The 13,420-nt window shown below is 59.6% G+C and carries 14 protein-coding genes; 2 read left to right on the top strand and 12 right to left on the bottom strand.

The window, feature by feature from the left end:
- Positions 1–5 precede the first annotated feature (5 nt).
- From ACA071_RS27105 to ACA071_RS27115, 3 genes are read right to left on the bottom strand one after another with little or no spacing between them, the layout of a single operon-like run.
- Positions 6–719 carry a PilW family protein gene (locus ACA071_RS27105; RefSeq protein ID WP_497641888.1) on the bottom strand — a complete coding sequence of 238 codons (714 nt, stop codon included), beginning with the start codon at positions 717–719 and terminating at the stop codon, positions 6–8.
- Positions 716–1,165 (bottom strand): type IV pilus modification protein PilV, encoded by a 450-nt coding sequence (pilV, locus tag ACA071_RS27110; protein WP_497641889.1) that lies wholly within the window; start codon positions 1,163–1,165, stop codon positions 716–718. The genes ACA071_RS27105 and pilV overlap by 4 nt, the downstream gene beginning before the upstream one ends.
- Entirely contained in the window at positions 1,162–1,635 is a 474-nt protein-coding gene (locus ACA071_RS27115) for a GspH/FimT family pseudopilin (protein ID WP_497641890.1), read from the bottom strand. Before ACA071_RS27115 ends, pilV begins: the two co-directional genes overlap by 4 nt.
- A gap of 130 nt (positions 1,636–1,765) precedes the next feature.
- Here ACA071_RS27115 and ACA071_RS27120 point away from each other — a divergent pair, with 130 nt between their 5' ends.
- Positions 1,766–2,323 (top strand): GspH/FimT family pseudopilin, encoded by a 558-nt coding sequence (locus ACA071_RS27120; RefSeq protein ID WP_497641891.1) that lies wholly within the window; start codon positions 1,766–1,768, stop codon positions 2,321–2,323.
- Here ACA071_RS27120 and ispH read toward each other — a convergent pair.
- The 6 genes from ispH to murJ all read right to left on the bottom strand — a co-directional run bounded on the left by ispH (position 2,292) and on the right by murJ (position 9,713).
- On the bottom strand, positions 2,292–3,239 hold the full coding sequence (ispH, locus tag ACA071_RS27125; protein WP_497641892.1) for a 4-hydroxy-3-methylbut-2-enyl diphosphate reductase: 948 nt from the start codon (positions 3,237–3,239) through the stop codon (positions 2,292–2,294). The two genes, ACA071_RS27120 and ispH, sit on opposite strands and share 32 nt — an antisense overlap.
- Positions 3,240–3,312: 73 nt before the next feature.
- Positions 3,313–3,765, bottom strand: coding sequence for an FKBP-type peptidyl-prolyl cis-trans isomerase (fkpB, locus tag ACA071_RS27130; protein WP_497641893.1), 453 nt, complete (start codon positions 3,763–3,765; stop codon positions 3,313–3,315).
- Complete coding sequence (lspA, locus tag ACA071_RS27135) at positions 3,758–4,270, bottom strand: signal peptidase II (RefSeq protein ID WP_054051366.1); 513 nt, start codon at positions 4,268–4,270, stop codon at positions 3,758–3,760. Before lspA ends, fkpB begins: the two co-directional genes overlap by 8 nt.
- Entirely contained in the window at positions 4,263–7,094 is a 2,832-nt protein-coding gene (gene ileS, locus ACA071_RS27140) for an isoleucine--tRNA ligase (protein ID WP_497641894.1), read from the bottom strand. The genes lspA and ileS overlap by 8 nt, the downstream gene beginning before the upstream one ends.
- Complete coding sequence (ribF, locus tag ACA071_RS27145; RefSeq protein WP_123514532.1) at positions 7,095–8,045, bottom strand: bifunctional riboflavin kinase/FAD synthetase; 951 nt, start codon at positions 8,043–8,045, stop codon at positions 7,095–7,097.
- A gap of 129 nt (positions 8,046–8,174) precedes the next feature.
- Positions 8,175–9,713 carry a murein biosynthesis integral membrane protein MurJ gene (murJ, locus tag ACA071_RS27150; protein WP_497641895.1) on the bottom strand — a complete coding sequence of 513 codons (1,539 nt, stop codon included), beginning with the start codon at positions 9,711–9,713 and terminating at the stop codon, positions 8,175–8,177.
- 252 nt (positions 9,714–9,965) lie between these two features.
- Between murJ and rpsT the strand changes: the two genes are divergently transcribed.
- The gene (gene rpsT, locus ACA071_RS27155) at positions 9,966–10,244 is read left to right on the top strand and encodes a 30S ribosomal protein S20 (RefSeq protein ID WP_008154937.1); all 279 of its coding nucleotides are present in this window, start codon (positions 9,966–9,968) and stop codon (positions 10,242–10,244) included.
- A gap of 122 nt (positions 10,245–10,366) precedes the next feature.
- Here the strand turns inward: rpsT and ACA071_RS27160 are convergent, their stop codons facing one another.
- The 3 genes from ACA071_RS27160 to cgtA all read right to left on the bottom strand — a co-directional run bounded on the left by ACA071_RS27160 (position 10,367) and on the right by cgtA (position 13,308).
- A complete protein-coding gene (locus tag ACA071_RS27160) occupies positions 10,367–10,831 on the bottom strand; it encodes a CreA family protein (protein WP_054616667.1) in 465 nt (154 codons plus the stop codon).
- 11 nt (positions 10,832–10,842) lie between these two features.
- On the bottom strand, positions 10,843–11,961 hold the full coding sequence (gene proB / locus ACA071_RS27165) for a glutamate 5-kinase (RefSeq protein ID WP_497645395.1): 1,119 nt from the start codon (positions 11,959–11,961) through the stop codon (positions 10,843–10,845).
- Between the two features lie 123 nt (positions 11,962–12,084).
- A complete protein-coding gene (cgtA, locus tag ACA071_RS27170; RefSeq protein ID WP_489264347.1) occupies positions 12,085–13,308 on the bottom strand; it encodes an Obg family GTPase CgtA in 1,224 nt (407 codons plus the stop codon).
- Positions 13,309–13,420: the final 112 nt, after the last annotated feature.

Below are 13,420 nucleotides of genomic sequence, written 5' to 3' on the forward strand. Positions count from 1 at the left end.
CTCACCTACTGCAGCCGGTTGCGCAAAGCGGCAACCACGTTGAAGGTTTGATTGCCCACGCGCTGGTTAGGATCCCTCAGCGTCAGCGTCAGGCGAACGCTGCGGATCAGCGCGGGATTCGCCGGGTTGGTGCTGTAACTGGAGGCCGCCACATCACTGGTACTTGTGGCGACGCCGAAGGACACGTTGAATGCACTGACGTTGTTCACCAGCACAGCCTGGGTCGGCGTACCGCTGCCGACACCCATCAACAATTGGTTGTTGCTGAAGCTGTAGATCAACCGACGAATCGGGAACGCCATTTGCCCGGAGGCCGGCGTCCGCAAGCCCGTGTAGGCCATGGCGCTGTTTCGACAGTCGGAGAGTACGGTCCAGGTGGGCGTACCACCACTGCCGCCCACATCCGCCGTCACCATGGTCAGCTTGAGGTTGGCATTGTCCCAACTGATCGGCGCCAACTGGCTGGCATTGAAGTCACCCACCGAACTGGCGTCCGTGATGTTCACCAGGCAGCCAAACATACCAACCATGCGAATTTCCTGAATCATCTTGCTCAACACGAACCGTGCGTCCTCCTGCATCCCGGCAGCGGTGTTCTGGCTGACGTAGGTGTTTTTGGCCGAGATGAACACCTGCGCCACGCCCAGCACCACGATCAGGCTCAACGCCAGGGCGATCAGCAATTCGATCAGGCCGAAACCTCGACTGGAATGGTTCATGGCGTCGACGCCGGATCGACGGCGGCACGGCTGGTCAGGACGAAACTGCGTCGAGAATTGGCAGCATTGGCCGCCCGCGAGTCATCCCAGGTAATGGTGATGGTGTACACCCGCTGATTCAGCGCCACGCTGCCGGTGGCGGTCGCCCCGCCAAAGTTGACGATATTGGTGGTGAAATCGTAGAGGTCCTGATCCCGGGCGACGCTCAGGTTGCCCGAAGTCGGAGGCGTGACGGCGTAGTCGGCGCCGGAGTTGGCGCGGATGCGATCCATCATGTCGTAGGCGATAAAACTTGCCTGGCTGGTCATCCGCGCGCTGTCGGTGTACTTGAGCGCATTGAGCTGAATCGCCGCCGCCCCCAATAGCCCCACGGTCAGAATCAATAACGCGACCAACACCTCGATCAGCGTCATGCCTTCCTGTGCTCGCCTGCTCCGTTCCCTCATCCGCAAATTCCACCCAATAGGATCCGTCCGTTCAAGCACACATTCAGCGTCCTGTTTTGCGCCCCCAGGCTATAAGTGATCACCACCGCCGTGGACGATGCCGCCAAACCGCCCAGATTGTTGAAATCGATGGCAGTCACTCCTGAGGTTAGCGCTAGAGTCGCACCGGTGCTCAGCGCTGGAACAACCCGCAATACATTGGCCAGATTGCCAGTACCGTCGTAGACCGTCAGTTCCCCGGTCCAGACGCTGCCGCCGGCGGTTGGCCGCAGCCGGGTGGTAATGCCACGATCGATAGCCTCCAGCCGGGCGAAATTAAGCGCGCGTTGCAGGTCGCCGATCTCGGTATCGGCCCGGGTGCCTTGCACCGACTGGGTAAACATCGGCACAGCCATCGTGATCAGAATCAGAAAAACCGCGAGCGTGATCAGCACCTCGACCAGCGTGAAACCTTTTGTACGATGATCCATCGGTGCCCTCCGTTGCCGTCGGCTATACCTGCTTCTACACGCTAGAACATTCGACCGGCAGATGTACGGTTGTTTTGCCATTACTCGCGCACGGATTGCGCGAACCGCACCACTCCAGGGAGGGAAATGCATGCATCAGCAAGGCTTCAGCCTGATCGAACTGCTCATGGGACTGGCAATTGCCGGGATTGTTCTGCTGTTGGTCAGTCCGGCGTTTGCGGCACTTACCGAATCGAACCATCGCGAGGCGGCCGCGCAATCGCTGATCAGTGGCATACGCAACGCCAGGACCGCCGCCCTCACGCATAACCAGAACGTGGTGATTCACGGCATTGACGGCGACTGGAGCCAGGGGTGGCGGATTATTCTGGATATCAGTGGCAAGGGGCCCGAGGACAGCAACAATCCGCTGCTGGTGGAGCGCGCGAGTGACGCTCGGGTGCCGATTGTTGGCAATTGGCACGTCCAGCGGTATGTACGCTTTAGCCATCTAGGCCAACCGCTGATGCCGGGCAAGGCCTTTCAAGCGGGGACATTGCACTTCTGCGCGGCCCGCGAACCAGTCAGTCACCTGCGGGTGGTACTGGCTGCGACGGGCCGCGTGCGCCTGGACAGTAAAAAGACTGAGCAGGCGCTGTGTGCAGAGGAGAAACGGCTTAAAGCAACGAGCGCACGCGCAACTCTTTAGGCATGGAGAAGGTAATGTTCTCCTCACGACCGGACAGCTCATCAGCGCCGGTAGCACCCCAGGCCTGCAACTGCTGGATCACGCCACGCACCAGCACTTCAGGTGCGGAGGCGCCAGCGGTGATGCCGATACGCTCGACGCCATCGAACCAGCTCTTTTGCAGGTCTTCGGCACCGTCGATCAGGTAAGCCGGGGTGGACATGCGCTCGGCCAGTTCACGCAGGCGGTTGGAGTTGGAGCTGTTCGGGCTGCCGACCACCAACACCACGTCGCATTCGTCGGCCAGTTGCTTGACCGCGTCCTGACGGTTCTGCGTGGCGTAGCAGATGTCGTCCTTGCGCGGGCCACCGATGGCCGGGAAGCGGGCACGCAGGGCGTCAATCACACGGCTAGTGTCGTCCATGGACAGGGTGGTCTGAGTCACGAACGCCAGTTTATCGGGGTTGTGCACTTGCAGCGTGGCGACGTCTTTTTCGTCTTCGACCAAGTAGATCGCACCACCATTGCTGCCATCGTACTGGCCCATGGTGCCTTCGACTTCCGGGTGACCGGCGTGGCCGATCAGGATGCATTCACGACCGTCACGGCTGTAGCGCGCGACCTCAATGTGCACCTTGGTCACCAGCGGGCAGGTGGCGTCGAACACTTTCAAGCCACGGCCGGCCGCTTCGGTACGTACAGCCTGGGAAACGCCGTGGGCACTGAAGATCACAATGACGTCATCCGGCACCTGATCCAGTTCCTCGACGAAGATCGCACCGCGGGAACGCAGGTCTTCGACGACGAATTTGTTGTGGACCACTTCGTGGCGCACATAGATCGGCGGCCCGAAGACTTCCAGGGCGCGGTTGACGATTTCGATCGCCCGGTCCACGCCGGCGCAGAAGCCACGGGGGTTGGCGAGTTTGATTTGCATGCTGTGCCTCGTGTCTTGCGCGCAAGAAGTTAGATCATTACAACCTTGCAGGAGCAAGCTTCGCCCCTACAAGTCAAAGCCCAGTGACGCTGATGATTTCTACGTCAAAGGTCAGTGTCTTACCGGCCAGCGGGTGATTAAAGTCGATAGTGACCTGGTCATCATCGAATTCTTTCACGATACCGGGCAGCTCAGTATTGGCCGCATCGTTGAAGATCACCAGCAATCCCGGCGACAGGTCCATGTCCTTGAACTGCGAACGAGGGATGATCTGTACGTTTTGCGGGTTGGGCTGGCCAAAAGCGTTTTCCGGCGCAATGGTCAGTGTGCGTTTGTCGCCAGCCTTAAAGCCGAACAATGCTGCCTCGAAACCTGGCAACAGGTTGCCGTCGCCGACCTTGAAGGTCGCCGGAGCTTTGTCGAAGGTGCTGTCGACGGTGTCGCCGTTCTCCAGGCGCAATGCAAAGTGCAAGGTGACTTCCGTGTTCTGGCGGATGCGTTGCTCAGCCAATACCTGTTCAGTCATGAACGGTTTCTCCGGTTTTCTTACTTTTGAACATATCCAGCGCAAGCATTACCGCACCGACGCTGATGGCGCTATCGGCAAAGTTGAACGCCGGGAAATACCAGCGGTTCTGCCAATGCACCAGAATGAAATCGATCACATGGCCCAGGGCAATGCGGTCATAAAGATTGCCTAGCGCACCGCCCAGCACCAGCGCCAGGGCAATGGCCAGCCAGGTTTCGTTGCGCCCGAGGCGCTTGAGCCAGACTACCAGCACCGCACTGACCACTACTGCAATCAGCGCGAACAGCCAGCGCTGCCAGCCAGAGCTGTCGGCCAGGAAGCTGAACGCCGCGCCAGTGTTGTAGGCCAGGGTCCAGCTGAACAAATCGGGGATCACCACGATTTGCTGATACATCTCGAGCTTGCCTTCGAAGTAAAACTTGCTGGCCTGGTCAATGACCAGGACCAGCAGGCTCAACCAAAGCCAGCTCAGCCGTCCGAAACGACCAGCCGCATTAGGCATAGTGACGAACCTCGCCCGCGCCGCTGATGTTGTCGACGCAACGACCGCAGATTTCCGGATGCTCCGGGTTCACACCGACGTCTTCACGGCAGTGCCAGCAACGGGCGCACTTGGCGAAGGCCGACTTGACGATTTTCAGCTTCAGGCCGCTGACTTCGGTGACCACCGCATCGGCCGGAGCCTGTACGAATGGTGCAACGCTGGCGGTCGAAGTGATCAGTACGAAGCGCAGTTCGTTGCTCAGCTTGGCCAGGTCGGCGCTCAGCGCCTCTTCGGCGAACAGCGTCACTTCGGCTTGCAGGTTGCCACCGACGGCCTTGGCCGCGCGCTGGATTTCCATTTCCTTGTTGACCGCAACCTTCACCGCCATGATCCGCTCCCAGTAGGCGCGGCCCAGTTCGACGTTGTCCGGCAATTCGGTCAGGCCTTCGTACCAGGTGTTGAGCATTACCGATTCGTTGCGCTCGCCCGGCAGGTATTCCCACAGTTCGTCAGCGGTGAAGGCGAGGATCGGCGCGATCCAGCGCACCAGCGCTTCACTGATGTGGTACAGCGCGGTTTGCGCCGAACGACGGGCCTTGCTGTTGGCGCCAGTGGTGTACTGACGGTCCTTGATGATGTCGAGGTAGAAACCGCCCAGCTCCTGCACGCAGAAGTTGTGGATCTTGGAGTAGACGTTCCAGAAGCGGTATTCACCGTAGTGCTCTTGCAACTCGCGTTGCAGCAGCAGGGTGCGGTCCACGGCCCAACGGTCCAGGGCCAGCATTTCTTCGGCCGGCAGGATGTCGGTGGCCGGGTTGAAACCGGTCAGGTTGGAGAGCAGGAAGCGCGCGGTGTTACGGATACGCCGGTAGGCGTCCGCACTGCGTTGCAGGATCTGGTCGGAAACCGCCATTTCACCTGAGTAATCGGTGGAAGCGACCCACAGACGCATGATGTCAGCGCCCAGGGTGTCGTTGACCTTTTGCGGCGCGATCACGTTGCCCAAGGACTTGGACATCTTGCGGCCCGACTCGTCCACGGTGAAACCGTGGGTCAGCAGCTCGCGGTACGGCGCGTGGTTGTCGATGGCGCAACCGGTCAGCAACGACGAGTGGAACCAGCCACGGTGTTGGTCCGAGCCTTCCAGGTACAGGTCGGCACGCGGGCCGGTCTCGTGGCCCATCGGATGCGAACCGCGCAGGACGTGCCAGTGCGTGGTGCCCGAATCGAACCAGACGTCCAGGGTGTCGCTGATCTTGTCGTACAGCGGCGCTTCGTCGCCGAGCAACTCGGCCGCGTCCATCTTGAACCACGCTTCGATGCCTTCGACTTCGACGCGCTTGGCGACTTCTTCCATCAGCTCGGCGGTACGTGGGTGCAGCTCGCCGCTTTCCTTGTTCAGGAAGAACGGGATCGGCACGCCCCAGTTGCGCTGACGGGAGATGCACCAGTCCGGACGATTGGCGATCATCGAATGCAGGCGCGCCTGGCCCCAGGCCGGGACGAACTTGGTTTCTTCGATGGCTTTGATTGCCCGCTTGCGCAGGGTTTCGCCGGAAGTCGGCTCTTTGTCCATGCCGATGAACCACTGCGCGGTGGCGCGGTAGATCAGTGGGGTCTTGTGGCGCCAGCAGTGCATGTAGCTGTGTTCGATGATGCTGGTGTGCAGCAGCGCACCGACTTCGGTCAGTTTGTCGACGATGGCCGGGTTGGCCTTCCAGATGAACTGGCCGCCGAAAAACTCCAGCGACGTCGCGTACACGCCGTTGCTTTGCACTGGATTGAGGATGTCGTCGTTGACCATGCCATAGGCTTTGCAGGTCACGAAGTCGTCCACGCCGTAGGCCGGTGCGGAGTGAACCACGCCGGTGCCAGCGCCCAGTTCGACGTACTCGGCCAAGTAAACCGGCGACAAGCGATCGTAAAACGGGTGACGGAAGTTGATCAGCTCCAGTTCTTTACCGGTGGTGGTCGCGATGACCGAACCTTCCAGGCTGTAGCGGGCCAGGCACGACTCGACCAGCTCCTCAGCCAATACCAGCAGTTTGTCGCCGACATCGACCAGGGCGTAGTTGAATTCCGGGTGAACGTTCAATGCCTGGTTGGCCGGGATGGTCCACGGGGTGGTGGTCCAGATCACGATCGAAGCAGGTTTGCCCAGCGACGCCAGACCGAACGCGGCAGCCAGTTTGGCTTCATCGGCAATCGGGAAGGCTACGTCGATGGTCGAGGACTTTTTGTTCTCGTACTCGACTTCCGCTTCGGCCAGGGCCGAACCGCAGTCGAAGCACCAGTTCACGGGCTTGAGGCCCTTGAACACGAAACCGCCCTTGACGATTTCGGCGAGCGCGCGGATTTCACCGGCTTCGTTCTTGAAGTCCATGGTCTTGTACGGGTTGGCGAAGTCGCCCAACACGCCGAGACGGATGAATTCGGACTTCTGGCCTTCGATCTGTTCGGTAGCGTAGGCGCGGCACAGTTCGCGGGTTTTATCCGCGCCCAGGTTCTTGCCGTGGGTCACTTCGACTTTGTGCTCGATCGGCAGGCCGTGGCAGTCCCAGCCCGGAACATAAGGCGCGTCGAAACCCGACAGGGTCTTCGAGCGGATGATCATGTCCTTGAGAATCTTGTTCAGTGCGTGACCGATGTGAATCGTGCCGTTGGCATACGGAGGACCGTCGTGCAGAACGAACTTCGGACGATCCTTGCCAATCTCGCGCAACTTACCGTACAGGCCAATGCTGTCCCAGCGCTGCAGAATCTGCGGTTCGCGCTGAGGCAGGCCGGCCTTCATTGGGAAGGCGGTGTCCGGAAGGTTTAGCGTGGCTTTATAGTCGGTCATTTAAGGCTCTTCATTAGCGATTGGCGCTAGGTGCGACAGGGCACGGGCGGCGGCGACATCCGCATTGATCGCCGTCTTAAGCGCCTCCAGAGAGGCGAAACGCTGCTCTTCACGCAGCTTGTGGTGGAAAACCACCGTCAAACGCCGGTCATACAGATCGCCGGCAAAATCTAAAAGATGTACTTCCAGGTGGGCTTTGCCATCACCCTGGACCGTTGGCCGCACGCCGATATTGGCGACGCCTGGCCAGGTCTTGCCGTCGATGTCGACGTTGACCAGGTAAACCCCGGACAACGGCACGCGACGACGCTTGAGCTGGATGTTGGCGGTCGGTGTACCGAGCTGGCGCGCCAGCTTCTGGCCATGCAGCACCCGCCCGGTAATCTGGAACGGTCGACCGAGCAAGCGTTCGGCCAAGGCAAAGTCGGCAGCGGCCAATGCATTACGCACTTGAGTGCTGCTGACGCGGATACCGTCCAACTCGACGGTTTGCGCCGCTTCGACGGTAAAGCCCTGGAGGACGCCGGCCTGTTGCAGGAAATCGAAATCCCCGACCCGGTCGCAACCGAAACGGAAGTCATCACCGACCTCCAGATGCTGCACACCCAGGCCGTCCACCAGAATGGTATCGACGAATTCCGCGGCGCTGAGCTTGCTCAGGCGCTGGTTGAACGCCAGGCACAAGACCCGGTCGACGCCTTCGTCGGCCAGCAACTGCAGTTTGTCCCGCAGCCGGGCCAGACGGGCCGGCGCCGTGTCGGGCGCAAAGAATTCCCGCGGCTGTGGCTCGAAAATCACCACGCAGCTGGGCACGCCCAACTCGAGCGCACGCTCACGCAGCCTGACCAGGATTGCCTGGTGACCACGGTGAACACCGTCAAAGTTGCCAATAGTGGCGACACAGCCCCGATGCTGGGGGCGCAGATTGTGGAGGCCTCGAACCAGCTGCATAACGCGCTTCTTGCTCATAAAGTGGTCGATTATAACCACACCCGGCGGCCGACGACAGGCAACACCGTAACCCAAAGTGATCGAGCCGACAAAACTGCCGGCCCGCCCGTGTTTATCGAGGCTAACGCCTCAGCTCAACGCCTTGCGATTGAAGTCGCGCAAACGGAAGCCCATCAACAGCAACATGCCGAAATAAGCGACCACACCGGCCACCACCAAGGCGCCCAAGCGCAGGAAACGCTCAAGCATGTGCCCCTGATCCCAAGCCGGCATGAAATGCATCCCGGCGAGCAATACCGCTGACATCACCAACACCGCAACGACAAGCTTGAGCCCGAACTTTCCCCAGCCCGGTTGCGGCTGGTACATCTGCTGTTTGCGCAGTTGATAGAACAACAGCCCGGCATTGATGCAGGCGCCGATACTGATGGCCAAGGCCAGACCGGCGTGGGCCAGCGGGCCAATCAGCACCAAGTTGAACAATTGGGTGACGATCAGGGTGAATATCGCGATTTTTACCGGGGTGCGGATGTTTTGTTGCGCATAGAAGCCTGGCGCCAGCACTTTGATCACGATAATCCCGAGTAAACCGACCGAATAAGCGATCAGCGCGCGCTGAGTCATGGACGCGTCAAACGCGCTGAACTGGCCGTACTGGAACAGCGAAACCGTCAGTGGCTCGGCCAGAATCCCCAGCGCCAGGGAGCACGGCAGCACCAGCACGAAGCACAGGCGCAGGCCCCAATCGAGAATTCGCGAATATTCCTGGCGATCCTTGCCGGCGTAGGTCTTGGCCAGGGTCGGCAGCAAAATCGTGCCCAGCGCCACGCCCAGCACGCCGGACGGCAACTCCATCAGGCGATCGGCGTAGTACATCCAGGACACGGAGCCGGCCACCAGGTACGAGGCAAAGATCGTGTTGATGATCAGGGAAATCTGGCTCACCGAAACACCGAGGATCGCCGGCAACATCTGCTTCATCACCCGCCACACGCCCGTATCGCGCAGGTTCAGGCGCGGCAGCACCAGCATGCCGATCTTCTTCAGGTGCGGCAGCTGATAGAGCAATTGCGCCAGGCCGCCGACCAGTACTGCCCAGCCCAAGGCCATGACCGGCGGATTGAAGTACGGCGTCAGGAACAGCGAAAAGATGATCATGCTGACGTTAAGCAGCGTCGGCACGAAGGCCGGCACCGAGAAACGGTTGTAAGTATTGAGGATTGCCCCGGCCAATGAAGACAGGGAGATCAGCAATATATAAGGGAACGTCACCCGCAACAGGCTGGACGTCAGCTCGAATTTCTCCGGGGTATCGGTGAAACCCGGCGCCGTGGCCCAGATCACCCAGGGCGCGGCAATCATCCCCAGCGCCGTGACCAACGCCAGCACCAGTGTCAGCAGGCCAGAGACGTAGGCAATGAAGGTTCGCGTCGCCTCCTCGCCCTTCTGGCTTTTATATTCGGCAAGAATCGGCACGAATGCTTGGGAAAAGGCGCCTTCGGCGAAGATCCGCCGCAGTAGATTGGGCAACTTGAAGGCGATAAAGAAGGCGTCGGTCGCCATCCCCGCACCAAATGCACGTGCGATAAGCGTGTCACGAACGAACCCCAGAACCCGGGAAAGCATCGTGATAGAGCTGACGGCGGCCAACGATTTGAGCAGATTCATTGAAAGAGTTTGTGCCTGTCGATAAACAGCAGGCGAACAAAGCGCCTACTTATGCGATACTCCGCGCCGCAGCAGCACAGAGCCAAAGCTCGCGAGTTTACAGGTCAAGCGCCGGAAATAAATATCCCGCCTCTTTATACCTACCACTTAGCGGAACGTCTCAACCGCCCTTGACAAGACATCAACTCATCGGCATGATTCGCGGCCTATTTTGTTTGCTATTTCCTAAAAAGTCTTTCGAGGAGCTCGACGGTGGCCAACACACCTTCCGCCAAAAAACGTGCAAAACAGGCTGAGAAGCGTCGCAGCCACAACGCCAGCCTGCGTTCCATGGTTCGTACCTACATCAAGAATGTAGTTAAGGCCATTGACGCAAAAGACGCTGAAAAAGCTCAAGCAGCTTACGTTCTGGCTGTGCCAGTTATCGACCGTATGGCCGATAAAGGCATCATCCACAAGAACAAGGCAGCTCGTCATAAGAGCCGCCTGAACGGTCACGTCAAGGCTCTGAACCTTGCTGTTGCCGCATAAGCGATAAGCTTGTTAAAAAACCGACCCTAGGGTCGGTTTTTTATTGCCTGCGATTTAGTAAACGCCGCGCAAAAAAAATGGAAAGAGCCGAAGCCCTTCCCATTCTTTAACAACCCTTGCGGCTATTGAGCGTGCGGCCACGGCAGAATCGGAATCGCCGTCACCGCATTCTGCGGACTGCCCTCAATCAAGCGATCGCTGTAGACCAGATACACCAGCGTATTGCGCTTCTTGTCGAGGAAGCGAACCACTTGCATGGTCTTGAACACCAGCGAAGTGCGCTCCTTGAACACCTCATCGCCATCCTTCAGCTCGCCCTTGAAGTTGATCGGCCCAACCTGACGGCAAGCCAGGGACGCTTCAGCGCGATCTTCAGCCAAGCCCAAACCACCCTTCACACCGCCCGTCTTGGCGCGCGACAGGTAGCAAGTCACGCCTTCAACCTTCGGATCATCAAAAGCCTCGACGACGATACGGTCATTCGGGCCGACAAATTTGAATACCGTCGACACCTGACCAATTTCTTCTGCCGACGCCAGTAACGGCATCGCCAGCAACAAGCCCAATAACCCCTTTGCAACGCGCATTCAATTTTCCTTCAGACCAGGATCAGGTTATCGCGGTGAACCAGTTCCGGTTCCGCCATGTAACCCAACAGACCGACAATCGCCTCAGACGACTGACCGATGATTTTTTGTGCTTCCAGAGCGCTGTAATTGGCCAGGCCACGGGCGATTTCTCGACCATCCGGCGCCACGCAAACCACCATTTCGCCTCGACGGAAGCTGCCCTGAACCAATTTGACGCCGACCGGCAGCAAACTTTTATTGCCTTTGGACAACGCCGTCACAGCGCCGGCATCCAACACGAGGGTGCCACGGGTTTGCAGATGCCCGGCCAGCCATTGCTTACGCGCCGCCAGCATGCCGCGCTCAGGCGACAGCAAGGTGCCGATGCGCTCGCCAGCCCTGAGGCGATCCAGCACGCGCTCCAGGCGCCCGCCGACGATGATGGTGTGCGCCCCGGAACGCGCCGCCAGCCGCGCAGCACGCAACTTGGTCTGCATTCCGCCACGCCCTAGCGCACCACCGGTACCACCGGCGACGGCATCCAGCGCCGGATCATCAGCGCGGGCTTCGTAAATCAGGTTAGCGTCGGGGTTATTACGCGGATCCGCGTCGAACATGCCATCGCGATCGGTGAGGATCACCAGCAAGTCAGCTTCGACCAGGTTGGCCACCAGCGCCGCCAGCGTATCGTTGTCGCCGAAACGGATTTCGTCAGTGACCACGGTGTCGTTTTCGTTGATCACCGGGATAACCTTGAGCTCGACCAGCGCGCGCAAGGTACTGCGGGCGTTCAGGTAGCGCTTGCGGTCAGACAGGTCGTCGTGGGTCAGGAGAATCTGCGCGGTATGCCGGCCATGCTCGGCAAAGCTCGACTCCCAGGCCTGCACCAAGCCCATCTGACCGATGGCAGCAGCCGCCTGCAATTCGTGCATCGCGCTGGGTCGTACGGTCCAGCCCAGACGGCTCATGCCGGCCGCCACTGCCCCGGAGGACACCAGCACCAGCTCGACGCCCGCCTCATGCAAGGCCACCATCTGTTCAACCCAGACCCCCATTGCCGCGCGATCCAGGCCCTTGCCGTCCGCCGTCAGCAAAGCGCTGCCGATCTTCACGACCCAACGCTGCGCACCTGTCACCTTGCTCCGCATCATCTTCAACCTTAGTTTGAGGACAGCGCGACCCAGCGCTGCCCGTAACGTTATTCGTGACTACCGAATTCCAGATACTAAAACGCCGCTCGATTGAGCGGCGCTTAAGTTTATCGCAACGGATCAGTCACGCACGTAAATGATTTCCGGACCGTCTTCGTCATCCACATCTTCTTCATCCCAATCATCGTCGCCGATGTCATGGACCGACTTCACGCCGCTACGGCGCAGGGCACGCTGGTCATCCAGGGCCTGCAGCTGAGCACGGGCTTCGTCTTCGATGCGCTGATCGAGTTCGGCCAGCTCTTCCTTGTAGACCGGGTCGTTCGCCAGGCGATCGGCACGGTCTTCCATATAACGCATGATGTCGTGACACAGACGCTCGGTACCGAGCTTGGAGATGGCCGAGATCACGTAGACCGGACCGGTCCATTCCAGGCGATCAACGATCTCCTTGACGCGCTCTTCGTGCTCTTCTTCAAGGATCTGGTCGCACTTGTTCAGCACCAACCAACGATCACGCTCAGCCAGGGACGGGCTGAACTTGGTCAGTTCACTGACGATCACTTCAGCAGCATCCGGGGCGCTGGCGTCATCGAGCGGCGCCATGTCCACGAGGTGCAGCAGCAAGCGGGTACGCGACAAGTGCTTGAGGAAACGAATCCCCAGGCCCGCGCCGTCGGAAGCGCCTTCGATCAGACCCGGGATGTCCGCGACCACGAAGCTTTTCCAGCGATCAACGCTGACCACACCCAGGTTCGGCACCAGCGTGGTGAACGGGTAGTCAGCAACTTTCGGCTTGGCGGCCGAAACGGAGCGGATAAAGGTACTTTTACCAGCGTTCGGCAAGCCCAGCAGACCGACGTCAGCCAACACTTTCATTTCCAGTTTCAGGTCACGCGCCTCGCCCGGCTTACCCGGAGTGGTCTGGCGTGGAGCACGGTTGGTACTGGATTTGAAACGGGTGTTGCCCAGACCGTGCCAGCCGCCATGCGCCACCAGCAGACGCTGGCCAGCCTTGGTCAGGTCGCCAATAACTTCCTGGGTAGCGGAGTCGATAACGGTCGTGCCCACTGGAACGCGCAGGACCAGCTCTTCACCTTTCTTGCCGGTGCAGTCGGTGCTGCCGCCGTTGGAACCGCGCTCGGCATCGAAGTGCCGGGTGTAACGGTAGTCCACCAGGGTGTTGAGGTTTTCGTCGGCGATCATGTAGACCGAGCCACCATCACCACCATCACCGCCGTTCGGGCCACCGTTTTCAATGAATTTTTCGCGACGGAAGCTCATGCAACCGTTACCGCCGTCACCGGCCTTTACTCGAATCGATACTTCATCAACAAACTTCATAACACAACGCCTCTCGCCATACGGACGAGCCGAAAAAACCAAGACATAAGACTCTTGCAAAAATGAGCGCAGCGACCTCAATCAACGACCGCAAATCCAGCGCTGGAGCCCA

The organism is Pseudomonas sp. LBUM1646 (genome assembly GCF_059716165.1).